Consider the following 24,850-nt stretch of genomic DNA (forward strand, 5'->3'; position numbering starts at 1 on the left):
ATTGTAATAATGAATAAAAGAAAAAACGTATGAAACAGATATTAAAATATGGGTTAGGTTGTCTGTTTATGACAGCGGTCGTTTCCACATTTCTGTCATGTGATGATAATGACGAGGTATCCCCACTATCTAAAGCGATTTATCCTAAATCGGTAGAAATAATTATTTCAGAAGATTTACAACAACTTATTTATGTGGATGACACGAAAGTGAAAGTCTTGCCCTTAGTAAAAGGAGAGAAAATAGAGTTGGGCTATAATATAACTCCTGATGATGTTACTTATAAAGAGGTAAATTGGACTTCCAGTAATGCAAACGTAGCTACAGTAGATGCTAATGGAACAGTAAATGCTGTTAGTGGTGACGGTACAGGTGTAGCGGTGATTCAAGTTGCCCCCAGTGTTTATTATTCGGGTAGCGATGTGGCTAGTGCTTTGAAAGTGCTGGTTGTGAATTCACTGATTAGTGCGGAGAGTATTACGATTACTTCAAGTGCAGATAATGTATATGCAGGAGAAACTGTACAGTTGACAGCTGGGATTTTACCATCTGACGCGACTTATAAAACTGTGAAGTGGTCAAGTTCTGACGAAACTGTTGCTACAGTAGATAAGAATGGAGTTGTTACAGGTTTGGACAGCGGTAAAGGTGCAGCTGTGCCCGTTACTATTACTGCAACTTCTTTAGATGATGCAAATGTGATCGCAACTAAAGAGATTATCGTGAACTCAATTGTACAACCGGAGGAGGTAACTATTGACCAAAATTACTCATCGACTAATGGCTATGAATTTGCTATTGCAGAAAAGAGTGTTGCTTTGAACTTTACAACAGTGCCGGAGAATTGTACCAAGTCATTGATAGAGTGGACATCAAGTGATGAAACTATTGCTACGGTGAAGGCAGGTGTTGTTACTTTCAATGCGAATGGAGTGTTTGGCAAGGTTACTATAACTGCCACCTGTCCGGAAACAGGTAATTCTTCGTCTATAGAGTTGAATTTGGCAGAAGGATTAATACGGGAGCTTTTCCGTAATGAGAATTATACATGGGCTAATGCTTCAAATGCGGAATCACATACATGGAATAAAGATGGAGGCTATATAACGATCAATACAAAATTAACCGGTGGTAAATGCCGTGGAGATTTGATTTGTAAGAGTACAACCTCTTGGTTACATTCTGGCAATTATCCTATTTTCGCAGTTCGCATGGATGATGTGAAAGATTATGAGGGAGTAACTGCACGTAATATAACTCTTGACGCATCCGGGATGTGTGATGGTACTAAATATTCCGGTGGTCTAGACGGAAATAACAATAAATGGCTGAATGATTATAAATGTAGCGATGGAAGTCATGTGCTTATTTATGATATGGCCAGTCAGAAATGGGGTACAGGTGGTTTACTCCCGGCAACTGCTGTTGCATCGTTTACAACTCTTCAATTCAAATATGCTGATATTGTATCGTCTACAGCTGTAAGTTATAATGTTTACTGGGTTCAGACGTTCAAAACATTACAGGATGTGCAAGCATATATTAAGTCAGAAGGGCTGACTTATGAAGTGATAAAATAATAGAATAATAAATTAAGGCTCAAAATAGATTCTTTATGAATAAAAATACAATTAAGATAATGGGTTTCGCACTGCTGATAGCAGTGCAGACCTCCTGCCGTGAGAATGAATTCGGAGTAGTGGATTTGACACTTCCGGAAGGAGTATATGTTCCGGTAGAAGCTGAATATACTTACAATCATCCTTGTGCGATGTTTAATCAGGCAGATTTTGATAGGGTAAAGAAAATGCTGAATGATGGGACTGCACCTCAAAAAGTAAAGGATGAGTTTGAAAATCTGAAAAACTCCAGTTATGTATCAGCTTCTTCCTATACCCCGCAACCGCAGACAAAGATTGTTCGTGGTGATGTAACTGGAACGGGATTTAGTAGTGAAAACTACAGCTATGCTATGGAGGATGCTGCAGCTGCTTATCAGATGGCGCTTTTATGGAAACTTACCGGTACTGAACAGTATGCAAAGAATGTGGTTAACATTTTGAATCAATGGGCTGCAACCTGTACGGAAGTGACTTCAAATGATGCTAATCATAAATTAGCGGCAGGTGCGCAAGGATATACTTTTGCTAATGCGGCAGAAATAATGCAAACCTATGATGGTTGGACAGAAGCAGATAAAACTACTTTTAAAACGTGGATGGTGAAAGTATTCGCTTCTAAAAATAAAGATTTTCTGGATAATCATCAAGGTAGTAACAATTGTGCTTTACATTACTGGTCGAATTGGGATTTAGTTAATATGTGCTCCTATTTGTCTATTGGTATTTTAACTGAAGATGATGATATGGTTAACTATATTGTGAACTACTTTTATAATGGTGTTGGCAATGGAGCTCTTAATAATTTAATCCAGGGTACTCATGTTGATCCACTGTCTGGTGAAGAGATATGTCAGAATCAGGAAAGCGGACGCGACCAGGGGCATGCTCAAATGTCGGCAGCCGTAACAGCTAATCTTTGTCAGATAGCTTATACATTCTATCAGGATAATAAAGACATTTCCCGACTAGATTTCTTCGCGGCTAATAATAACGCAGTTATGAAAATGGGTGAATATGTAGCACTTAGCAATGCAACGGATGGAGTGAAAAATGACAATTCGGATGGTACCTGGCTGATTGATATAACAAAAATACCTTTTAAAGAGTATCAGTACTGTACAAATTGTACATGTAAAGATAAAAATCACGGACAAGATCATAAGGTAGTATCTGACGATGGTCGTGGGGAAGTTCGTCCCGGATGGGAAATTTTCTATACTCACTATGCAAAGATTAAGGGATTGAGCAGTGGTTATAAGTATGCTCAAGTACTGGCGGATAAAATGCGTCCTGAAGGTGGGGCAGGAGAGACTGCTAATCGCTACGGTTCTAATAGTGGCGCTTTTGACCAATTGGGCTGGGCTACGTTAATGTTATATCGTGAATAAAATGGGTATGAGTTTTTAGATAAATAGAAAAAAGTTGGAAAGGGATTAGGTATTTACCTAATCCCTTTCGTATATATAAATAAATAGGTCAGTAAATAGATTGTTTTGAAATCAGAGATAGGATTCAGTTTTAAAAGTGATTGGTTTTTATATAAGGTAGAAAGAACCTGTTTTTAGGAATAACGAATCTAGTTTTGAATGAAATTGATTAGTAAGGTATATGCGTAAAAAGATTCTGTTTTTAGCAGGAATGATGGCTTGCGGTTCATTGGCAGGCGCACAAGAAATTTCTAAGACCTGGGTGGCTGATAAGGGGAATGGAACTTATCAGAACCCGGTTCTTCATGCTGACTATTCAGACCCGGATATCTGTGCGGCCGGAGATGATTTCTATATGACAGCATCCAGTTTTAACTGTATTCCTGGAATTCCTATTCTTCATTCCAATGATTTGGTTAATTGGTCGTTAGTAAACTATGCGTTACCGGTTCAGGAGCCGGAACCTTTCTTCGATAAGGCACAGCATGGTAAAGGCGTATGGGCACCGGCCATTCGTTTTCATAACGGAGGATTTTATATTTACTGGGGGGATCCGGATTATGGAATCTATATGATTAAAACCAAAGACCCGAAAGGAAAATGGAGCAAACCGGTATTGGTGAAAGCAGGGAAAGGAATGATTGATGCAACTCCTTTGTGGGACGAAGACGGAAAAGTATATCTGATACATGCTTATGCCGGAAGCCGTAGTGGAGTGAACAGTATCCTCGTCATTTGCGAACTGAATGCGGAAGGAACAGAAGTTATTTCCGATCCGGTGATGGTGTTCGACGGAAATGATGGAAAGAATCATACTGTAGAAGGACCGAAGCTCTATAAACGCAACGGATACTATTATATTTTTGCTCCGGCAGGAGGTGTCGCAGCCGGTTGGCAATTGGTACTTCGCTCAAAGAACATCTATGGCCCTTACGAATCGAAAATCGTGATGGCACAAGGAAAGACAACGATAAACGGACCTCATCAGGGTGGCTGGGTAGACACCAACACAGGAGAATCCTGGTTCGTCCATTTTCAAGATAAAGGCGCTTACGGACGTGTGATTCATCTGAATCCGATGATGTGGGTAAATGACTGGCCTGTAATCGGAGTGGACAAGGATAAAGATGGTTGCGGTGAACCTGTAACGACTTATAAGAAACCGAATGTGGGAAAGACCTATTCGGTAGCTACTCCGCCAGAGAGTGACGAATTCAATACCCGGCATTTGGGATTACAATGGCAATGGCATGCCAATAAAAAAGACACTTACGGGTTTACTACCGATTTGGGATTTATCCGTCTTTATGCAGGCAGCCTCTCGAAAGAGTTTGTGAACTTCTGGGAAGTTCCTAATCTGTTGATGCAAAAGTTCCCGGCTGAAGAATTTACAGCTACGACCAAGCTGACATTTACTGCCAAGCAGGATGGAGAACAAACCGGAATTATTGTGATGGGATGGGATTATAGTTATCTTTCTATTCGCAAGGCGGGCGATCAGTTTATTCTGCAACAGGCAGTTTGTAAGGATGCGGAACAGCAAAATCCTGAACAGATAAAAGAATTGGCAAACATTCCGGTAAAATATTTGAAGATGCCGGGAGTAGCAGATAATGAATGGCAAACTGTTTACTTGCAAGTAAAGGTTCGTAAAGGAGCCGTTTGTACATTTGCTTATAGTCTGGACGGGAAGAAATATACGACAGTAGGAGAGTCTTTCACAGCCCGTCAGGGCAAATGGATTGGAGCCAAAGTCGGACTATTCTGTGTGACTCCGAATGAAGGCAATCGGGGATGGGCAGATGTCGATTGGTTTCGGATGAATAAGTAATTGACCAATCAATAATTGACAAAGAGAAATAAAGATTAAGAATTAACTCGAAGATATCAGATTAAGATGAAAAAGATTGTAGTAGGTTTGGCTGTGATGTTAGGTTTCTGTACGTGTGTTCATCAGCCGTCCGGTACATTGGATGTGAATAAGGCATTGGACTATTGTGCAGAGCAGACACAACGTACGCTTGCGGAACTGAAAACAGACTCCGGCATCGACTATACAATGATGCCACGTAATATCATGACTGACGAACATCATTGGAATTGTCGGAAAGCGACGAAGGAAGAATGGTGTGCCGGTTTCTGGCCCGGAGTATTGTGGTATGATTACGAATATACGAAAGATAAACAGATTCAGAAAGAAGCGGAGAAGTTCACGAACTCACTGGAATTCCTTTCCAAGACTCCGGCTTTCGACCATGATTTGGGCTTCCTCGTGTTCTGTAGCTACGGAAATGGTTACCGCCTGACCAAGAATCCGGCTTACAAACAAGTGATTCTTGATACAGCCGATACGTTGGCTACTCTGTTCAATCCTATCGTAGGAACCATCCTTTCATGGCCTCGTGAAGTGGAACCCCGCAACTGGCCGCACAATACCATCATGGATAACATGATTAACCTCGAAATGCTTTTCTGGGCAGCGAAGAATGGTGGAAATCCTTATTTATATGATATTGCCGTTTCTCATGCCGATAAAACGATGAAATGCCAGTTCCGTCCCGACTATACATCTTACCATGTAGCGGTATACGACACCATTACAGGTAATCTGATAAAAGGAGTAACGCACCAAGGTTATGCCGACAGTACCATGTGGGCGCGTGGTCAGGCATGGGCAATCTATGGATACACGGTAGTTTATCGTGAAACGAAAGATCCTAAGTATCTTGATTTCGCGCAGAAAGTGACAGATGTCTATCTCGAACGTTTGCCGGAAGACAAGGTTCCTTATTGGGATTTCAGTGCACCGGGAATACCGGATGCTCCGCGTGACGCTTCTGCTGCGGCAGTGGTGGCCTCTGCTTTGCTTGAATTATCCACTTACCTCCCGAATGGAACAGGAAAACGTTATAAAGATGCTGCTATTGAAATGCTGGCAAGCCTGAACTCTGACAGTTATCAGAGTGGTAAAAGCAAACCGTCATTTCTGTTGCATAGTGTAGGACACTGGCCCGCTCATTCTGAAATAGATGCTTCTATTATTTATGCAGATTATTATTATATCGAAGCCTTGTTGAGGCTGAAACGTCTGCAAGAAGGACACGGGGTATTGGGATAACAGTATTACCGGGCTTATGAATACGGTAATATCAAAGTATCGGTAGAACTAATAAAGTGAATAGTCCGATTAGAATAGGTGATAGTGTAAAAAAGGAAAAGCTCTGCAAGAACGAAGGTTCTATACAGAGCTTTTTTTACTGGTTAGGGTTAGGCTTATTTATTATTTTACCTTGATGATGTCATAATTCAAATTGCTGACAGCTTCTTGCAAGCTATCGTTCACCAAACGAAGAGTGGTGTCGTTAACAACCACGAAATACATCGGAGCTTCACCATCTTTCGGAGTTAACTTAACAGCAGTAACAGGTTTTTTGTTCACAACCTTGTGTACAGTCTCTTGTTTTCCTTTCGAAGTGAAAGTCTTGTTTTGTCCTTGACCTTCAGCGTCGAGGTAAGTCATATCCAGTGTGTACACTGTATCTACACCGTCAGTTGCAGCATTTAAGGTCAGTACATAGTCAATACCCGGACCGTCGGCAGCAGGAAGAGTACCTTCATAAACTTCAGTCAATTCGGTAATCGGAGTCATAGCAATAGCTAGACTGTCTGCTTGTGCCTCTGCGGCTTTGTTTGCTTTTGATTGGCATGATGCCAAAGCAGCTACGACTGCTGCTAACATAATTACTTTTTTCATCATTAAGTGCTTTAAGTTAATATAATTATAGTGAGCTATTGCTCGTTTTTTGCTATCCTATTCCTGTTCCTCGTCCCGTTTGATGACAAGCAGTTTGTCTACTCGTCCGCGGTCCATGTCCACCACTTCGAATTGCAGATTCTTGTAGGTGAAGATATCTCCTGCTTTCGGGATGCGACCAATCAGGAACATGGCCAATCCACCCAGAGTGGTGAAGTCTTCCGATTCCAGATCTTCGTAGGATAGGATACCCATTTCCTCCATGAAGTCGTCGATATTCATTGAAGCTTCCACCAGCATTGAACCATCCTGCCTTGTGACGATTTCTTCTTCTTCCATTTCATCCTCTTCAAGGATGTCTCCGAAGATACTTTCGGTCAGGTCGTGCAGTGTGATAATGCCTTCTGTGCTGCCATACTCGTTAACAACAACTCCGAACTTGTTTTTGTTCTTCTTAAATAGCTCTAAAACTTTATTTGCATACAAACTTTCCGGAATAAAGAGGGGAGGACGGGCAATTTCGCGCAGGTTAAACACCTTTTTGTTGCCTACCATCAGGATAATATCCTTTACGGAAACCACACCGATAATCTCATCTTTCCGTTCGTCTACCAATAGATATTTACTGTAATGTTCTTCTTCAATAATCTTCATCACCTTTTCCTGTGTATCATCGGGATGAAGGATAATAAGATCTCTGCGATGTGTCATCAGTTCGTTGGCGCGTTTATCAGAGAAACGGAATACGTCGCGTATCATTTCCGTTTCCTCCTTGTCAATCACACCCTGCTCCGAACTTTGGTGCAGGATCATTTTGATTTCTTCCTGTGTCATGGGGCGTTCTTCGCTTTTCAGACCGATAAGTTTGTTCAGTAACCGGGTAGAGACGCTTAGCAACCACACAAAAGGATAAGAAACCTTCGTCAGCAGAATCATGACCGGGCTGAACAAAGTGGCGTACCGTTCCGGATTACTAAGAGCAATGGATTTAGGAACCAGCTCTCCGATAATCAGAGAAAGATAGGTGATGATTGCTACGGTAGTAATCATTGCCAGGTTGCGTGCGTATGCTTCTGCGCCCGGAATGAGAGAAAAGAAAGGTACGAGGTCGTCGGCAATAGCCACACCACCATACGCACCGGATACGATACCGATCAGCGTGATACCAATCTGAATGGTAGACAAGAACTTTTCCGGTTCTTCCAATTGTTTTAAAACTCCTCGGGCTGATTTGTTGCCTTTTGCGACAAGTGTTTCAAGACGTGCTTTGCTGGATGATACCAACGCAATTTCATACATGGCAAAAATGCCATTCAGTATAAGTAAGAAAAGTATGATAAGAAATTCCATAAATGGATTTAAATGGTTATAGGGTCGAAATTACAAGAAATCGGGACACTATGCAAATATGTGTAATATATTAATGAAAATTTAATAATCGTGTTGTCTTTTTTGTGTAATCATAATAATATAATTGAGGCACGGATTACGCAGATTTCACAGTTTCAATTAAATAAGACCTGTGTTAATCCGTGTAATCCGTGCCTTAATAAAAATCAACAGGAAGTTTTGAACTCTTCCTTATATATTAGATAAACTCTTTACTTCTTAGCGTAGCTGTCTGCTTTGGCTTTTGTACGTTCAATGCGCTTTTGAGTGTCCGGATGTGAAGAGAACATTCTTTGTGCATAGGATGCTTTAGGAGCATCTTTTGCAAGTTCTGCCAATTTACTCAAGGCATTTGCCATTGCATAAGGGTCGATGCCGTTTTTTACACAGAATTCAACACCATAATCATCGGCTTCATTTTCTTGCTTTTGTGAGAATTGTGCACCGGCAAGAGCTTCTGCCATGGCTCCCAGTTCGGAGTCTGTCAGTTTGGCTACTTTGTCGTTGGCTGCACCTGCCGCGTTCTTCACAGCTGAACGTAGGTAGGCATTTTTCATAGCGTCTTTGGAATCTGTGTGAACCACATGACCGATTTCATGACCTACCACTGCCATTACTTCTTCATCCGTCATAACATCCATCAGACCGGCGCAGATACGTACACTACCGTCACCGCAGGCAAAGGCGTTTACGTCTATTACTTCATATACGCCAAAGTTAAGTTTCAGTCCGTCCACTTCTTTGATATGTCCCGTCAGTTTCTCCAGACGTTTGCCATATTCAGTATCAGGTTTTGTCAATGGATTATGAGTGTCCATCCATGCCATATATTCCTTACTCATATTAGCAATGTCCGCATCAGATAACGTAACGGCTGATACTACATCTTTACCTGCTTGCAAAGCTTTTCCTAAATTAATCTTCTTGCCGAATTGTGCAGAAGCTGTCATTCCCATGCCTAATAATACGAAGGCAATCATAGCGATTTCTCTTTTCATACTCTTTTTCTAGTTTAATGTTCTATGCATAAATTAATACTCAAATGTTATTCCTAATGTGGGGAGCAAAGTCCCGCTCGATTGTTTGAGGCGTTTCATTTTATAGTGTTGGCTGTTGGCAGGAGCTTCCGGATTCTCGATGATGCCGGTGCTCATCAGCACATCCTGCTGTTTCAGTTTGCTGGCCGTGATATTCTGCAAATCAAGATAGAATCCCAGCATGCAATGTTTCAGATAAAATGTCTTGTCGATGCGGAGGTCTACCTGTGCAAAGGCCGGAAGACGTTCCTTATTATATTTTGAATAGTCGTAATATGCTTTGCCTTGTGCATCCCAGGCGGATACCAAAGATGATTTTTCTTCATCGTATGGCGTGTAAGGAGCACCGCCGATGTAACTGACTTTCATGCCAACACTCCATTGGTGGGGCAGATTGTAAGTTCCCCGTAAATTGAAAATATATCGGTTGTCCCATGCGGATGCGATGTATTCGCTTTCTTTGTCGTTGCGGTATTCACTTTTAAAGATGGTGAAGGAGGAAGCCAGATTCAGTTTCTTGGCGATCAGCCACTTTACCAGAATCTCCGCGCCATACGAACGTCCTTGAGCGGTAGAAGTCAGCAATTCATTGCCAATCACTCCATAATCATTTCCTTTGCAGGTAAGAGGAATCCCGTCTACAACGGAGAGCGGAATTTTATCATAGTCTTTGTAGAATCCTTCGACGGAGACTTCGAACGTATCCCCTTTGCGCCAACTAATGCCCAGACTTTCCTGGCTGACTTTCATATAGCGCAGATTGTATTTGTTGACATACATTCCGTTATTATCTTTAAAACCGAGTGCCGTGTAAGGAGGCAACTGATAATAAAGTCCTGCATTTCCGCTTACGAACCAGTGCTCGGCAAGTTGGTAGGAAAGCGATATGCGGGGAGAAAGCTGATCGGAGAGTGACTTCATGGCCGACGAATAATTGTTGGCATCAGCTCTCAATCCCAAGGAAGCTGTGAAACGTTCGTCCATCGAAGAGTAGCTGATAGTGCCGAAAAGTCCCCAACGCATCATTCCCAAATAGGTATGGTAATCAAACGTTTGTGCCTGATTGGTATATGCCTTTTGAAAGGTGGTATTGGTATATTGACTATAATCCAGATTCACTCCGAGATTGACTTTCCAGTTGCGGAAAGAAGAATTGTTTTCGAAGCGGAACTTCGTTTCCTGTTCGGTAGAACGGAGGCGGAGCATCAGATTCTCCGGAATGCTTTCATCATTCTGCCGGTATTTGGTATTGCGGTTGTTCAGGTAACTGTGACTGACTACCACCGATTGCACATGCGGCCCTGCATAGTGACGATATACAGCACCTAAGGTAAACGTTTCCTGCTTGATTTTTGGCAGGTAACTAAGGATATATTCATTGTCCTCGCTATCTGCTTTCGTGTTCAATCGCATATTGTCGATTCCTCCAAGCCCCAATACCGTCAATTCGTTCTGTTCGTTGAACCGGGTTTTCAACTTGAATTGCGCATCGGTGAAAGTCGGCAGGAAAGGCAGGTCGAGCATATCAAACAGGAATTGCAGATAAGATTGACGCACGGATACCAGATACGAGGTCTTTTTTCCAATATGCCCATTGGAGGCCAAAGAGACTTCGGATGCTCCAAGGGTAGCTTTTAGTGAGTTATGCTCCATGTCTCCGTCGCGCAATTTGAAATCAAGCACGGAGCTAAGCGCGTTTCCTCTGTCAGTGGGAAAAGCACCTGTATAGAAATTTACTTCACGGATCAGGTCGGCATTAAGGATTCCCACCGGACCGCCGGAGGCTCCTTGTGTGCTGAAGTGATTGATATTGGGTATTTCCACTCCGTCCAGATAGAAACGGTTTTCAGAAGGAGACCCACCGCGTACAATCAGGTCATTGCGGTAGCCGATAGGAGAGAAGGCAACTCCCGGATAAGACTGAACAATACGCGAAATGTCTCGATTGGCTCCCGGACTCTTTTCTATTTCCTGCAATCCGATGATGCGCAGGCTGACCGGACTTTCCAAGTCGCGCCGGAAAGGAGAAGCGGTGACGGTTACTCCTGCGAGTTCGGTCAGGTTCTCTTCCATTTCTATCGAAATGTTCAGATCTTTGGTAGATAAGATATATTCGGGAGTAGTGACACTCTTGTAGCCGATGGCTGTCGCTTGCAAACGGTAGATGCCGGGAGGCACTTGTTCGATGGTGAAATGACCTTCCGCATTGGTGACACCACCTTTGTTCAGCCCAAGAATCATTACGTTAATGAATTCTAATGGCTGACGGCTGTTTTTCTCAATCACCGTTCCCTTTATTTGATGTACAGGTTGTGCCTGTAACAGGGAAAACAGGATGTTAGAAAATAGTAGCAGTGTCAATAGTTTTTTCATGTGATTGCCAATTGTCGGTGCGAAAGTACGAAAAAAGTATTAAATAATGATACCTTCCGTGAATAAAAAAAGAATCACTTCTGATTTGGTTCGTTTTACCTGCTGATAAAGTTAGTCGGGTTTTGTTTCACATTTCATTTTTATATCTTATTTTTGTGGGACATATTAAAACAGATTCCTTATGAAGACTGTAAAATTGATAACTTGTAATGATGCGATGAAGGCACATATCCTTCAGGGAGCATTGGAGAATGAAGGCATCGAGTCTATTCTGCACAATGAGAATTTCTCTACTTTGTATAAAAGTTGCGTAAGTAGTATAGCAGGGGTGGATATATTGGTGGCAGACGAAGACTACGAGAATGCTGTCCAAGTGTTGAAGGATAACGATAGTTGGCCGGAAGAGTTAACGCTTTGTCCGTACTGCGGTTCATCGGACATCCAGTTGGTTTTGAGAAAAGAAAAGCGTTGGCGTGCTATGGGGGCTGCTATCATTTCTGCATTAATGGTCATTCCCCCGGGAGACAACCACTGGAACTATACCTGTAAACAGTGTCATAAAAACTTTGAAATGCCGGTTGCTAAATTTAATCCTGCTGCAGAGCCAGAGGAATAATTATATCTAACTATTTATAACACACAATGGAAAAGAAAAAAAATCTATTAATTGCTCTTCTTTTAATTTGGGTAGCTCCCTCTTTTGCTGCCAAAGTAGATACCTTGTTAATTAAAAGTCCTTCCATGAATAAGGAAGTGCAAGTGGTCGTTGTTACGCCGGATGTTGCATCAGGAAAGAAATCGGTGGCTTGTCCCACCATTTATTTACTGCACGGTTACGGTGGAAATGCTAAAACATGGATTGGCATTAAACCGAATCTTCCCCAAATTGCGGACGAAAAAGGAATCATATTCGTTTGTCCGGACGGAAAGACCAGTTGGTACTGGGATAGTCCGGTCAATCCGTCTTTCCGCTATGAAACTTTTATTTCGTCGGAACTGGTGAAGTATATCGACGAACATTACAAGACGATTGCCGACCGTAAGGGACGCGCCATCACCGGATTGAGTATGGGTGGACACGGAGCGATGTGGAATGCAATCCGTCATAAAGATACGTTTGGTGCCAGTGGAAGTACAAGCGGAGGGATGGATATTCGCCCGTTCCCGAAAAACTGGGACATGGCTAAACAGTTGGGAGAATATGAATCGAATAAGGAGGTATGGGATAATCATACCGTTATCAATCAGATTGATAAGATAGAGAATGGCGATTTGGCTATCATTGTCGATTGTGGAGAAGATGATTTCTTCCTGAATGTGAACAAGGATTTGCATAACCGCCTGTTGGAAAGAAAGATCGATCATGATTTTATTACCCGCCCGGGAGCGCATAATGGACAGTATTGGAATAATTCCATTGATTATCAGATTCTGTTCTTTGATAAGTTTTTCAAGAAATAAAACCGGGAATACTTGACTTTGGCTTTTCAATGTTGTATCTTTGGTACAGAATCATAAAATAGATTGAGGTTAAACTACGATAGAAGGAGGGAGCGGAAGCTTTCTCCTTTTTTGTTGTATCCTTGGGAGTCGTGAGCTTTATCCCGGTTTATAAAAGGGATGAAACTAGAGATTAACGTGTTTTATACCGTAGCTTTATAAAAATTAGACGGTGCGTTACGACTCATTAAACGCTGCATTAGGAGAAGTTAGAGCCTTTGTTAGGTAAAATCAGAGCCTTTGTTTCGGAATAAACAAAGTTGAGGCATGAAAAGTATCTTTATAGGTTAAGAATCTATAATTCTGCTCTTGACAGAAATAGAGTGATTATACTACTTTAAAAGAGAATTCGATGTTCGGAATGAAAGATTATTCGAAAGAAATCGAAATGTTGCGTGTGTATGGATAATAGCTGGCCTGTCCTCCGGCATAGGTCGTCTGACAAATCATCCTGGATGGATTTCCTTTTTTATCAAACCCATACGAATAGACTGTCTTTTCGTCGTTACTTCCTGCAGGACAACTGTGCATGGTGAAATGGCGCGGATCCTTACCCAATAACCCTGCGTAAAGAGCTTCAATATGGAATGTCAGAGGGTGTATTTCCAATAAACCGAGGCAGGGCAAATGATATGTCGAACTTTCTTCTCCCGGTTCATAAATGAACTTGTTTTCAAGGCCGTTCATCTTGGAACTGATAGAGGTTATATCTCCGTTCTCGTATGTAAGTGATGTTGATGAATATTCTGTATCGTCAATATTCTCGACAATTCCGGTTAAGTATCCTTCTGCAGAGTAAGAAAATTGATAAATACGATTTTGTGAAGACAAACTGTATACACATTGACTGGCATAGCCTTCGCTATTTAATGTATATACTAAAGTGAGATAGTCAGTGGTAACTGTTACCTGATTATCAGAGTAGCTCAAGTTTACTTCGTTACTGATTTCTTCTTCGAAATAACGTTGTTTTATAATATGTTGAATCAGGCGCTCGCCATCGAACATAAACTTCTCTGTTCTATCTACAGGATTTGAATCGCTCTTGACGGTTTCATTGAAAATCATAGCCCATTGCCCTTTATCCTCTACTGTGCCCTTTTCGTCATCATCCGAACAACTGAATGTCAGTATTGCCAGCAATAAAATAGCTATTTTTTTCATCCTTTCTTATTTTAATCGTAATCCGTTACTACTAAAACGTCTACTTGCCGGACTTATTACGCTTTTCTCTATCTTGAATTGCGCTTTTGTCGTCTCTTCGGTTTCTTCGTCCTTTGGTGGATAACTTCCGTCAATAACACCGATGGCTACTTTTAACATTCTTTCGTTAGGATCACCAAATGGCAGAAACTCACTGTAATTAGTAACTCCACCAATAGTCGTTTCACTGATTTTAAGATCTGTTGCAGGGGAGAGAGCTCCTCCGGCATCGTGGTTGGAATCATAAACAGTGCAGACTACCGGATTGATTGACCACAGAAATTCTTCATTAATGAATTGTTCTGTTGCTACATTTTGTCCTTTGGTGACACCACCGATGGTTACAACAGGATAGCTGTCTTTCAGGAATAGGCTCCTGATTAACATTTCCGGTGCTCCGGCTGTTGTACTGCTTGTGATAGCAAATAGGGCGGGCAGGTCTAAATTAACACCGCTCTTTAATATCTCACTATCAAAGTTGATGGTAGCATCCTTGTCCCTGTTTTTATTATTATATTCCAGATAGGCCATCGGCTTATTTAATCGTACTTCTGAAGTCAGAATTGTACCTAATAACTGAACGCAATCCAATGAACCACCGGCGTTGTAACGTAGGTCAAGTATAACATATTTCACGCCTGCTGTCTTGAACTCTTGTGAGATTTGTCGCAGTTCGTTATTATACTTGTCCGGATCACTATTGGTTCCGGCAGTGAAGCTATTGTACATGAGATACCCTACTTTGATATCTCTATTGTTTTCTTTTACCGTAAGTATTTTGGTCTTATGTACCGGATTATCCTCAACGGATCGTGCAGCAGGTAGTTTTAATGTTATGTCATTAGGTACTACCTTATATACAAATTCTTCTTCTCCTACTTCTTCCCCTTCTTCCGGCTCAACAGGAACTTCTTTCCATACTCCCATCACCAAATCCCGAGCTTTGGTTCCCTGTAGTAATTGAGTCTCATATTTCTTGCTGATGTAAGAAGTATCGACTTTCATAATCCAGTTTCCACGTTCCAGTCCGGCTGCTTCTGCCGGTGAACCGGGAATGACGTAAGTAATTAATGCGTTATATGCTGTATCGATATCCACACTTCGAACCAGTGAATAATCAAATCCATAAGTAGGCAGCGGGGTTTCCATCACAGAATCCACAAACGAGTAACTGTCGCTTTTCGATTTCACTTTAGACAAGAACGAGGCAGGCTCCAGAAACAGATTCACATCATCGTAGGAAGGTAGATCTTGATACCACAGATAGTTCTGTTGCATGATGTCGTACATCCATGTATCCAGTGCAGTTTGATGGGCATACTCCGGCCAGCGGTCGACACCACAGGAGAAGAAACCACTGATAGATACGAGAATCAGGGCAGGTATGAGGATTATCTTTCTTAATTTCGTCATCATAAAAAGCTTTTTACTGTGCAAATGTAGGAAATACTTTGCTTATCTACCACATTTATGGTATAAAAATGCCTTCAATGTGTGATTGGGTGTTAGAGAATCTTGCCTTATCTTTGTGACATCAAAGTTTTCGATAGGTATTAGCTAAAATATAGAAAGTTATTAATAGACGGATTTTTATTCATGGAGATAGCTGCATTATTGTCAGGAGGTGTCGACAGTTCGGTTGTCGTACATCTCCTTTGTGAGCAAGGATATAAGCCTACTCTTTTTTACATTAAGATAGGTATGGACGGAGCGGAATATATGGACTGTTCGGCAGAGGAGGATATTGAATTATCTACTGCAACGGCACGTAAATACGGTCTGTCTTTGGAAGTGGTGGACCTGCATCAGGAGTATTGGGAGAATGTGGCGGCGTATGCCATTGATAAAATTCGGCAGGGATTGACACCGAATCCGGACGTGATGTGTAATAAGCTTATCAAATTCGGCTGCTTTGAACAGCGTGTCGGGAAAGATTTCGACTTTACGGCAACCGGTCACTATGCCACCACCTTGCAATGTGATGGTAAAACTTGGCTGGGCACAGCAAAAGATCCCGTGAAAGATCAGACAGACTTTCTCGCCCAGATTGATTACCTGCAAGTTTCCAAACTCATGTTTCCCATTGGAGGGTTGATGAAGCAGGAGGTACGTGAGATTGCAAACCGTGCCGGATTGCCTAGTGCCAAAAGGAAAGACAGTCAGGGGATTTGTTTTCTTGGAAAGATAAACTACAATGATTTCGTTCGTCGTTTTTTAGGAGAAAAGGAAGGGGCGATTGTTGAACTGGAAACCGGAAAGAAAGTGGGTACACATCGCGGCTATTGGTTCCACACAATTGGTCAGCGGAAAGGGCTCGGATTGAGTGGAGGTCCCTGGTTTGTAGTCAAGAAGGATATTGAGGAAAATACTATCTACGTATCTCGTGGCTACGGTGTAGAGACACAATACGGTAATGAACTCCGGATGCATGATTTCCATTTCATTACTGATAATCCTTGGAAAGGTCAGGAGAAGGAGATAGACATTACTTTCAAGATTCGCCACACTCCCGAATTTACAAAAGGAAAACTGATACAGGAAGGGGAGAAGCAGTTTCACATCTTGTCGTCCGAAAAGTTGCAAGGCATTGCTCCGGGACAGTTTGGGGTGATTTATGATGAAGAAGCAAAAGTTTGTGTGGGGAGCGGTGAAATCATCTGTTAAATAGTTTATTTTGATTGGTGAAGATTGGATTATCAGGAGATTTTTCACTACTTTTGTTTCGTAGAATATAAATAAAGGAGGATTGCTTATGACAACGATGGAATTGAAAAGTCTGAAGATGGACTTGGTGGAGGAACTCCTGAGTTTGAATGACAAAGAGATGCTCAATCGAGTGAAGAACTATTTGAAACGACTGAAAAAAATGGAAGCTGAAAAAGAAGAGGAAGAAATCACGAAAGAAGAAGTTCTAGCAGGGATTGACGCCGGACTGAAAGAGGTAAAACTTTCAATGGAAGGTAAGTTGGAGGTAAAGACCGCAAGAGAGTTCATTAATGAATTATGAAATTATAGTTAAGCCGACATTTCAGCGGGAGGCTAAAAGGTTGGCGAAACACTATTCCTCTTTTAAGGAGGATTTTGTTTCATTGATTGATGATTTAGAACAGAATCCTCTGCTAGGAACGGACTTGGGACATGGACTGCGCAAAGTTCGTATGAAAATAACTTCAAAAGGAAAAGGTAAAAGTGGAGGAGCAAGGGTTATAACATTTACTTTAGTCGTTTCTCAACAAGATGCAGTTTTGAATCTTCTTTATATTTATGATAAAGCAGATAGAGTGTCTATATCAGAAAAGGAAATAGAACAACTTCTGAAACAGAATGGATTGAAATAGAATAGAGAAAGGCACTGTTCACCAGTTTGTGCTAATAGGATGTGTAGGGTAATTCTTATAAGGCGGCATCTCAGATGTAGTATTCCGCTAAATCCACAATCCCAGCCCTCATCGCATATTTAGTAGCTTCATGTACATTATTTACTCCCAATTTGCGAAAGATATTCTTACGATGACTGTTTATTGTATGGAAACTAAGATTTTTCTCTGCTGCAATCTCTTTCGTCGTTTTTCCCAATGCAATTTCTTTTAGGATATTCTTCTCCGTTTGTGTCAATAGATGATCGTCCACGCTTGAGGCAGCCAGCGGAGAAGAAGCGCCCGAAAGCAACAGATTGCTGACATGATTGCAAATATACCGTTGTTTGCGGGTGGCACATTGAATGGCAGTCATGATTTCTTCTTTCGAGTTATCTTTCATCACTACCCCGAAAGCCATACTGCTGAACAGTACCTGGCGGAGAAAGTTCAGGCTAAGTTCGTCAGAGAATAGAATCCAGTCGGCTTCCTTGAATCTTTCCTGCAGGACAATCAATTCATCCGCTCCGGCAAAATTGAACAGTGTATAATCCAATACAATCACCGCTTGCGGATGCAATCGTAGCTGCTGAATCAGTTCAGCCTTGTTATCAGCTTCTAAAAGGAGGGACACTTCCTTTTGTTTACTTAGCAGGAACATCATTCCTGCCTTACTGATATCCTGATTGTCTGCGATGATAAATTCTCTCATAAGCAACGATGAATAAAAAAACTCCGCTACAAATGTACGCATTTTGCGCGATTTGTAGCGGAGTTATGATAAGATTCTTGTATCCGGATTACCAGGAACGTCCTTTGAAGATATTTGACTGGTCAAGCGGAACGATATTTCCGTTCAATGTCAGGTTATTGTTGCTGAAGTTCGGGCTGATGCTAACCGAAGCAGTATTGTTTCCGCTGCTCATATTGATAAATACTTGAGCGGAGATGCCGATACCCTGAACGCTGAATGAGCAGTTCACATTTCCTTTTTTGTCGATATTCATCTTCATATCCGAAGAATTACCATCTACTGTAACACCACCGATTCCGTTAGGACCTGGGTAAGGAGTGTTGAAAGCAGTCTGTACGGTAGCTCTGTTGCCGTTCATCAAGACGAAGTTGGTGTTTGAAGTAACAAAAGCACTCATACCGTTGCGGAAGACAACTTGATTAGCTTCCAATACAAATTGCTTGTTCTTCAAAGCCTGTACAGCTTGTTGATAGGCTGCCATGTCCTGCACCTCTTCTTCGGCACGGAGTTTTGCTCTTTCTGCATCTCTTTGAGCTTTTCTTTCTGCGCGGCGTGCTGCTGCGTTACTTTCTTGTGCATACATCATTGTGCTTGCACTTACTAATACTAATGCTACTAATGCAATAAACTTTTTCATAACTTTTTTTTGTTTAGGTTTAATACGTTGTTCGTTTATTGCAAAAACAAAGTGTATGCCAGATTGTTCACGAACGTCTTGCAATTTTATATCCGATGGCTGCCACAGTGATACTCATTAAGGGGCTGATAATGTTGAAAAAACAATAAGGTAGATACACAAGTGTGGGTACACTTAGGATAGTAGCTTGTGTCATTCCGCAACTATTCCACGGAATCAATACGGATGTAACGGTTACTGCATCTTCCGTCGTACGGCTTAGTAAGCAACTTTCATACCCTTTCTTGGCATAAATATCACGAAACATATTTCCCGTCAGAATGATACTGATGTATTGGTCGGCAGTTGTCAGATTAAGAAACAGGCCGGAGCAGACTGTCGCTCCAACCACGCTGACTGTTTTCTTCATGAAGCGGACGAAGATGGAAGTGATACTTCCCAGCATACCGCTTGCTGTCATTGCCCCGCCAAAACACATGGCGCACAGAATCAGCCAAATCGTATTCATCATTCCCGCCATCCCACGTGTAGCGATTAAATCTGTCAGAACGGCATTGTCTGTATGTAAATTTGTCGCTCCATAGACGGTCATCATCAGTCCTTTGAATAAAGAATCGAATCCGGAAACGGCAACTCTGGAAATCTCTTGCAACAACTCCGGCTGAAATATCAAAGCAAAGACACCAGCCAGCAGAGTGGATAGGAACAGCGTAACGATAGAGGGTACTTTCCGTGCTATCAGTATTCCGGTTACAACAGGGACTATTAACAACCACGGAGTGATATGGAACTTTTCATTCAAAGCGGTTGCCACCTCCGCAATATGTTGTGTATTGCTGGCATCATGGGAAAGTCCTGCCACTGTGAAAATAATCAGCGTGATGATAAGAGACGGTACCGTAGTAATCATCATATAACGAATGTGACGGAACAGGGGAGTGTCTGTGATGGAAGACGCCAGGATAGTGGTTTCGGATAAAGGAGATATTTTATCCCCGAAGTATGCCCCCGAAATGATAGCTCCGGCAATCCATCCATCTTCAAAGCCTTGCGCCTTTCCGATACCCATCAATGCAATACCGATAGTGGCAATAGTGGTCCACGAACTTCCGGTCATTACAGAAATCAACGCGCAGATGATGCAGGTCGATGCCAGGAAGAAACTGGGATGGATAATTTGCATCCCGTAATAGATTAAAGTCGGTACTACTCCGCTAATCATCCAAATGCCACTTAACGCACCGATTATCAACAGAATGATGATGGCTGTTGCCACTCCGGCAATATTGTTGGTGATGGCGAGCTCGTAATCTTTCCAGGGAATCTTATAAAACACCATACCGATCAGGATACAAATGGCTGTAGTGGTAAGCAATGACACTTGACTACCGCCGCTTAGGGCATCACTGCCAAAGGTACGGATAGTGGCAAACAATAATAACACCAGTACAACAATCGGTATCAACGATACGAGGGGAGAGGGAGCTTTCTTCATCTTGATTCTTATAACCTTTTATTTATTTTCCGGCTACTGTTTGTTGATAGCCGTGCAAAGATACAACAAAAAAGAATGAAATCTTTTGCTTCAAAACATCAGGTAATAAAAATTATTAGATGTTTATATTTGATTGGAATATATAGGAGACGGCTCAACTGGCAAAAGTCTTGCGCCTGATCCACCAGTAACGGATGAAAAGCACTCCTGTCAGGATGAGGGCGATGGATAATCCGGTATAGAAAACAGAAATGAACGTTTCGGGCAGGAGGTGGAAGCTACGGATGGTGATTCCCAGGGAAATCATGAATATCATTGTAATCCAGCTTTTCACATCGAAGAAAGAGAACGGACAATTCCGGCGTTCTTTCTTTTGCTCGATTCGCTGGGTATGTTTATAATAGAGCCTTCTGAAAACCAATACGAAGAATAATAAGAAAACCACGGTGGCTTCTCCTATTTTGAACATCCAATCTTGGGAAGTGTTTAACCAGGTCACAATTCCTATTCGCAGAATATTGGCACCGGCTATAATCCAGACGGCACCGGCTGTGATAAGTAAGATTTGTCTGTTAACTCCGTATTTCATTGGCGTTTTATTGTAATAAACGGTTTGACCGTTCGTTTTGTTGACTCATTTCTTGTAGAAAATCGTAATTAATAAAGAAATCCCGGTTAAAACGACTCCGATACTGATAACTCCGTGCCAGCCATATAGTTGCCAAAAGCTGCCTGCCAGGAATGTTCCCATAGAACCACCGATAAAGTAAGTAGTCATGAACACTGTATTAATACGGTTCGAAGCACGCGGATTCAGTTCGAAGATACTTGTCTGGTTACTTAGCTGGATGCACTGCATTCCTATGTCAATGATGATGATTCCGGCAATGATGCCAACAAAGGTGTTTTCACCGACGAAGAATAACAACCAGGCAAAGAGAATCAAACCGCAGCCGATAAAGTTGAAGCGGCGTACACCTACTCGTTTTACGTATCTTCCGACAAAAGAAGCTGTCAAAGCCCCGGCCACTCCGCAAAGTCCCAGCATACCGATTACGTCGCTGTTGGCGAAGAACGGAGCTTGTCCCATTTTAAAAGCCAGACAGGACCACATGGCAAGGAGGGAACCGAAATTCAGTGCTGCCCGAATCGAATAAATGCGTAGTTGCGGATATTCTTTCACTAAGGCTAACAGAGATTTCATCAGGTCGCTATATTTTCCCTGGAAGTTGGTCTGAATATCGGGAAGGACTTTTAATACAACAATCGCGCAGATAAACATCATGCCTGCAGCGATGTGATACATTTCCCGCCAGCCAATCAGTTCACCGATAAATCCGCTGACGACACGTGAAGCCAGAATACCGGTCAATAGTCCTGATAAGACAATTCCTACGTTTCTGCCTTTATGTTCCGGACGGGAAAACTGGGCGGCTATGGGAATGAATATCTGTGGAATCATGGAACAGACTCCCGTGAGGAATGAAGCGATGAGTATCAGATGGAAGCTGTGTGTCAGGGCAATCGTCAAGAGGGAGAAGATCAGGACAGTGAAATTGACAAGGATGATTTTCTTTCGTTGATATAAGTCGCCTAAGGGGGTGATGAACAATAGTCCTGCTGCATAGCCTATTTGCGTGACCATGGCAATCAGGTTAGTTCTGAACTCTGATATGCCAAGTTCATGGCGTATCATATTTAATAGAGGTTGGATATAATAGATGTTGGCTACCGAGACACCTGCCACAATAGCAAGCGTCCAGAGGATGGATGCCGGTAGTCCTCCGTTTTCTTTTAATAGCTGTTTCATGCGGCAAAGATAATAAAATAAGATGTTTATTCGATAAAGAAGGTAGTGGAAACTGTGTTACCTTCTCCGTCTACTGCCGTCAGGGAATGTTTACCGGGAGCGGGTTGCAGGGAAATCTTGTGGAAATCCTGCGTTTGTGTCTGATAGGTGTCGTCAAGATGCCAAAAGATGGTTGCATTGGGATTGCTGTGTGCCAGTTCGACTGTGATAAACCCTTTACTGCCGTCCAATTGTTTGGGCAACTTGATATGGGCGTTCATCGGAGGGTAGATGAACTGCATGGATTGGAAAGAATCTTCTCCACAGCCGGCTTTGAAAGGTGGCAGTGGTTTGTATTCCGGATGGTGCTGCTTATAGTACCATTCCCATACAGGTGGCAGGGCAAACCATGATTTCTGAATGGTAGGTTCGGTATTTGCACAGTTTTCATAGATGCGGTGGCTTTCGTCAGCAGATAGAGTGACGAGATGATGGTAAGGACAAGCCTCTGTCCGTAATCCGGCAGGAAGAATCAATACGGTATCAGTTTCTTCACAGAAACGTCCTTTCAGATGACCGGACTGGCGGCATATTTCTGCATCAACGAAAACGCCTGTGGGACGTTCGAACCACGGTGAAGAAGGGAGGTAACTGAATATATCGAATAATACAGGACCGGCTGTTTGTGCACCAACCAATCCGGGCTTTCCTTCTCCGGTTGCATTGCCTACCCATACGCCTACTGTATAGCGCGGAGTCACCCCCACTGCCCACGCATCACGGAATCCGTAGCTGGTTCCGGTTTTCCATGCGATAGTTTGCATGGATGGAATTGATTTCCAGTCAATCTCTTCGGGACGGTTGACTTCTGTTAAGGCGGAGAGGGTGAGCCAAGCTGCTCCTGTTTTAGCCGAAGTGGTTTCTTCCGAATCCTCTTCTACGGAGAGAGGACTGGAGTTACTTTGTTCTCGTTTTTCCTGCTTGTTATGATTGCTTTTATGATTACGGCTTGTTTGCTTCGTATCATTGTTTATTTGCTCTGTATTTTCTGTTTCCAGTAGTATCTGTGCTTCCTTTCCTTGAGATACGGTCGGGGAGGGGCTGCTGGAAAGGCTTCGTCCCATTTGCGCATAGGCATTCGTTACATCCCATAATGTTGCTTCTGCACCTCCTAAAATCAGTGACAAACCATAATGAGAGGCTGCTCGATTGATAGTCTTGAATCCCATCTGTTGCAACAAATGGTGAAACTTGGGTACTCCATATCTTTGTAACATGGTTACAGCCGGGATATTCAACGAACGGGCAAGGGCTTCGGAAGCGGGGACTGCTCCTTCAAACTGCATACTGAAGTTTTGAGGAGTAAAGCCGTTGATATTAATCGGTACATCCGGCAACAGCATTTTTGGTAATAAACTTCCTTCCTGTAGCATGGCATTGTAGAGAAAGGGTTTTAAAATACTACCTGTACTTCTGGGAGCTTGGATCACATCTACCTGGCTTCCTCCTTGTTTACGGTCGAAATGTACATTTCCGCAGTATGCTACTACTTGATTGGTGGGAATGTCGATAACCAGAATTGCTAGGTTGCGGATATCACTTCGATTAAACTCGTTGCTCCACCGTTCTGCCAAACTCTCTATGTGGGTTTGTATCCCTCTGTCAATAGTTGAACGAGTATATAGCCCGTTTCTTTCCTGATAGAAGCGGCTGACTAGGTGGGGAGCTATTTGAGGAAGCGGATGCGGCTCGTCGGGTAACGGTTCGCTGACAGCTAATTCGTAGGTAGACGCATCGATAATCTCTTCTTCAAAAAGTTGCTTTAATAAACGGTCGCGTTTGGAAAGCAGTGTCTTTCGTCCTTTGGATAGATGAATCATGGCGGGGGCATTGGGCAGGACAGCCAGCATAGCCGATTCCGCCCATGATAAATTTTCGGCAGAATGACCGAAGTAACGCCAGGCAGCAGCATCCAATCCTACAACATTTCCTCCGAATGGTGCATGAGAGACATACATGGATAAGATTTCCTCTTTAGAAGCCCGAAATTCCAGACGGGTAGCCCATATCATTTCAACGACTTTCTCTCCGAGAGTTCTGGGCTTGTTCCGGGCGAGACGAATGGTTTGCATGGTAAGAGTACTTCCTCCGCTTACGACACGTTTGTTCTTTAAATTTTGATAGAGTGCCCTTCCGGTAGCTAACGGATTAACTCCCCAGTGGTGATAAAAGTGTTTGTCTTCAAAGGTAATGAGGCATTGCTTGATTTTTTCGGGTGTTGTCTTTCGGGGAGGAAACCGCCATTGACCGTCCGAGGCGATGCGTGCTCCCAATAATTCTTCATTTCGATCAGTCACAACGGTAGAGTAGGGTACATGAAACAGTTGCCGGGGAAGGCAAAAGATGTATCCTATTATCAAAAGAGTAATGCTTATAGTCATTACTTTCTTAGTGACAGATAATCGTTTGAAGAATTTTATAGGATTCATTTAAATATTAAAAGCTAAGAGACAT

The 24,850-nt window shown here is 42.4% G+C and carries 21 protein-coding genes; 9 read left to right on the plus strand and 12 right to left on the minus strand.

Annotation, left to right across the window (positions count from 1 at the left end; genetic code table 11):
• The first annotated feature begins 29 nt into the window (after positions 1-29).
• The 4 genes from KTR06_RS03785 (at position 30) to KTR06_RS03800 (ending at position 6,167) form a co-directional block, all read left to right on the plus strand.
• On the plus strand, positions 30-1,580 hold the full coding sequence (locus tag KTR06_RS03785; protein WP_217289972.1) for an Ig-like domain-containing protein: 1,551 nt from the start codon (positions 30-32) through the stop codon (positions 1,578-1,580).
• A 35-nt stretch (positions 1,581-1,615) separates the two neighbouring features.
• Positions 1,616-3,010 (plus strand): alginate lyase family protein, encoded by a 1,395-nt coding sequence (locus KTR06_RS03790; RefSeq protein ID WP_009040932.1) that lies wholly within the window; start codon positions 1,616-1,618, stop codon positions 3,008-3,010.
• Between the two features lie 220 nt (positions 3,011-3,230).
• Complete coding sequence (locus tag KTR06_RS03795) at positions 3,231-4,880, plus strand: glycoside hydrolase 43 family protein (protein WP_217289973.1); 1,650 nt, start codon at positions 3,231-3,233, stop codon at positions 4,878-4,880.
• A gap of 66 nt (positions 4,881-4,946) precedes the next feature.
• On the plus strand, positions 4,947-6,167 hold the full coding sequence (locus tag KTR06_RS03800) for a glycoside hydrolase family 88 protein (protein WP_008648414.1): 1,221 nt from the start codon (positions 4,947-4,949) through the stop codon (positions 6,165-6,167).
• Positions 6,168-6,329: 162 nt separating this feature from the next.
• Here the strand turns inward: KTR06_RS03800 and KTR06_RS03805 are convergent, their stop codons facing one another.
• The 4 genes from KTR06_RS03805 to KTR06_RS03820 all read right to left on the minus strand — a co-directional run bounded on the left by KTR06_RS03805 (position 6,330) and on the right by KTR06_RS03820 (position 11,602).
• Complete coding sequence (locus KTR06_RS03805) at positions 6,330-6,803, minus strand: copper resistance protein NlpE N-terminal domain-containing protein (protein ID WP_009040929.1); 474 nt, start codon at positions 6,801-6,803, stop codon at positions 6,330-6,332.
• 57 nt (positions 6,804-6,860) lie between these two features.
• On the minus strand, positions 6,861-8,153 hold the full coding sequence (locus KTR06_RS03810) for a hemolysin family protein (protein WP_009040928.1): 1,293 nt from the start codon (positions 8,151-8,153) through the stop codon (positions 6,861-6,863).
• 251 nt (positions 8,154-8,404) lie between these two features.
• Positions 8,405-9,190 (minus strand): M48 family metallopeptidase, encoded by a 786-nt coding sequence (locus KTR06_RS03815; protein WP_004296962.1) that lies wholly within the window; start codon positions 9,188-9,190, stop codon positions 8,405-8,407.
• A gap of 33 nt (positions 9,191-9,223) precedes the next feature.
• Positions 9,224-11,602 (minus strand): TonB-dependent receptor, encoded by a 2,379-nt coding sequence (locus tag KTR06_RS03820; protein ID WP_217289974.1) that lies wholly within the window; start codon positions 11,600-11,602, stop codon positions 9,224-9,226.
• 181 nt (positions 11,603-11,783) lie between these two features.
• Here KTR06_RS03820 and KTR06_RS03825 point away from each other — a divergent pair, with 181 nt between their 5' ends.
• Both KTR06_RS03825 and KTR06_RS03830 read left to right on the plus strand, forming a co-directional pair.
• On the plus strand, positions 11,784-12,218 hold the full coding sequence (locus tag KTR06_RS03825) for a DUF2007 domain-containing protein (RefSeq protein WP_004316013.1): 435 nt from the start codon (positions 11,784-11,786) through the stop codon (positions 12,216-12,218).
• Positions 12,219-12,244: 26 nt separating this feature from the next.
• A complete protein-coding gene (locus tag KTR06_RS03830; RefSeq protein ID WP_120143443.1) occupies positions 12,245-13,063 on the plus strand; it encodes an alpha/beta hydrolase family protein in 819 nt (272 codons plus the stop codon).
• Between the two features lie 408 nt (positions 13,064-13,471).
• Here the strand turns inward: KTR06_RS03830 and KTR06_RS03835 are convergent, their stop codons facing one another.
• Both KTR06_RS03835 and KTR06_RS03840 read right to left on the minus strand, forming a co-directional pair.
• Positions 13,472-14,266: a DUF4595 domain-containing protein gene (locus KTR06_RS03835; RefSeq protein ID WP_004316011.1), complete on the minus strand. Its 795-nt coding sequence runs from the start codon at positions 14,264-14,266 to the stop codon at positions 13,472-13,474.
• A gap of 6 nt (positions 14,267-14,272) precedes the next feature.
• On the minus strand, positions 14,273-15,721 hold the full coding sequence (locus tag KTR06_RS03840) for a S41 family peptidase (RefSeq protein WP_211146221.1): 1,449 nt from the start codon (positions 15,719-15,721) through the stop codon (positions 14,273-14,275).
• Between the two features lie 180 nt (positions 15,722-15,901).
• On the opposite strand from KTR06_RS03840, the gene mnmA reads away from it, so the two are divergent.
• The 3 genes from mnmA (at position 15,902) to KTR06_RS03855 (ending at position 17,643) form a co-directional block, all read left to right on the plus strand.
• Positions 15,902-16,969 carry a tRNA 2-thiouridine(34) synthase MnmA gene (gene mnmA / locus KTR06_RS03845; RefSeq protein ID WP_118407628.1) on the plus strand — a complete coding sequence of 356 codons (1,068 nt, stop codon included), beginning with the start codon at positions 15,902-15,904 and terminating at the stop codon, positions 16,967-16,969.
• 88 nt (positions 16,970-17,057) lie between these two features.
• Entirely contained in the window at positions 17,058-17,312 is a 255-nt protein-coding gene (locus KTR06_RS03850) for a hypothetical protein (protein ID WP_004316007.1), read from the plus strand.
• Positions 17,302-17,643, plus strand: coding sequence for a type II toxin-antitoxin system RelE/ParE family toxin (locus KTR06_RS03855; protein WP_217289975.1), 342 nt, complete (start codon positions 17,302-17,304; stop codon positions 17,641-17,643). The genes KTR06_RS03850 and KTR06_RS03855 overlap by 11 nt, the downstream gene beginning before the upstream one ends.
• A gap of 70 nt (positions 17,644-17,713) precedes the next feature.
• On the opposite strand, the gene KTR06_RS03860 is transcribed toward KTR06_RS03855, so the two are convergent.
• The 6 genes from KTR06_RS03860 to pbpC form a co-directional block, all read right to left on the minus strand.
• Positions 17,714-18,373 (minus strand): response regulator transcription factor, encoded by a 660-nt coding sequence (locus tag KTR06_RS03860; RefSeq protein WP_008770885.1) that lies wholly within the window; start codon positions 18,371-18,373, stop codon positions 17,714-17,716.
• A gap of 88 nt (positions 18,374-18,461) precedes the next feature.
• Complete coding sequence (locus KTR06_RS03865) at positions 18,462-19,052, minus strand: DUF4251 domain-containing protein (protein ID WP_004305931.1); 591 nt, start codon at positions 19,050-19,052, stop codon at positions 18,462-18,464.
• 67 nt (positions 19,053-19,119) lie between these two features.
• Positions 19,120-20,547, minus strand: a complete 1,428-nt coding sequence (nhaC, locus tag KTR06_RS03870; RefSeq protein ID WP_217289976.1) for a Na+/H+ antiporter NhaC — start codon at positions 20,545-20,547, stop codon at positions 19,120-19,122.
• A gap of 154 nt (positions 20,548-20,701) precedes the next feature.
• A complete protein-coding gene (locus KTR06_RS03875) occupies positions 20,702-21,136 on the minus strand; it encodes a hypothetical protein (RefSeq protein WP_008018526.1) in 435 nt (144 codons plus the stop codon).
• 45 nt (positions 21,137-21,181) lie between these two features.
• Positions 21,182-22,357, minus strand: a complete 1,176-nt coding sequence (locus KTR06_RS03880; RefSeq protein ID WP_118407627.1) for an MFS transporter — start codon at positions 22,355-22,357, stop codon at positions 21,182-21,184.
• A gap of 26 nt (positions 22,358-22,383) precedes the next feature.
• Positions 22,384-24,825 (minus strand): penicillin-binding protein 1C, encoded by a 2,442-nt coding sequence (pbpC, locus tag KTR06_RS03885; protein ID WP_217289977.1) that lies wholly within the window; start codon positions 24,823-24,825, stop codon positions 22,384-22,386.
• Between the last annotated feature and the right edge of the window lie 25 nt (positions 24,826-24,850).

It is taken from the genome of Bacteroides sp. MSK.20.12 (genome assembly GCF_019052435.1).
GTDB lineage: Bacteria > Bacteroidota > Bacteroidia > Bacteroidales > Bacteroidaceae > Bacteroides > Bacteroides xylanisolvens.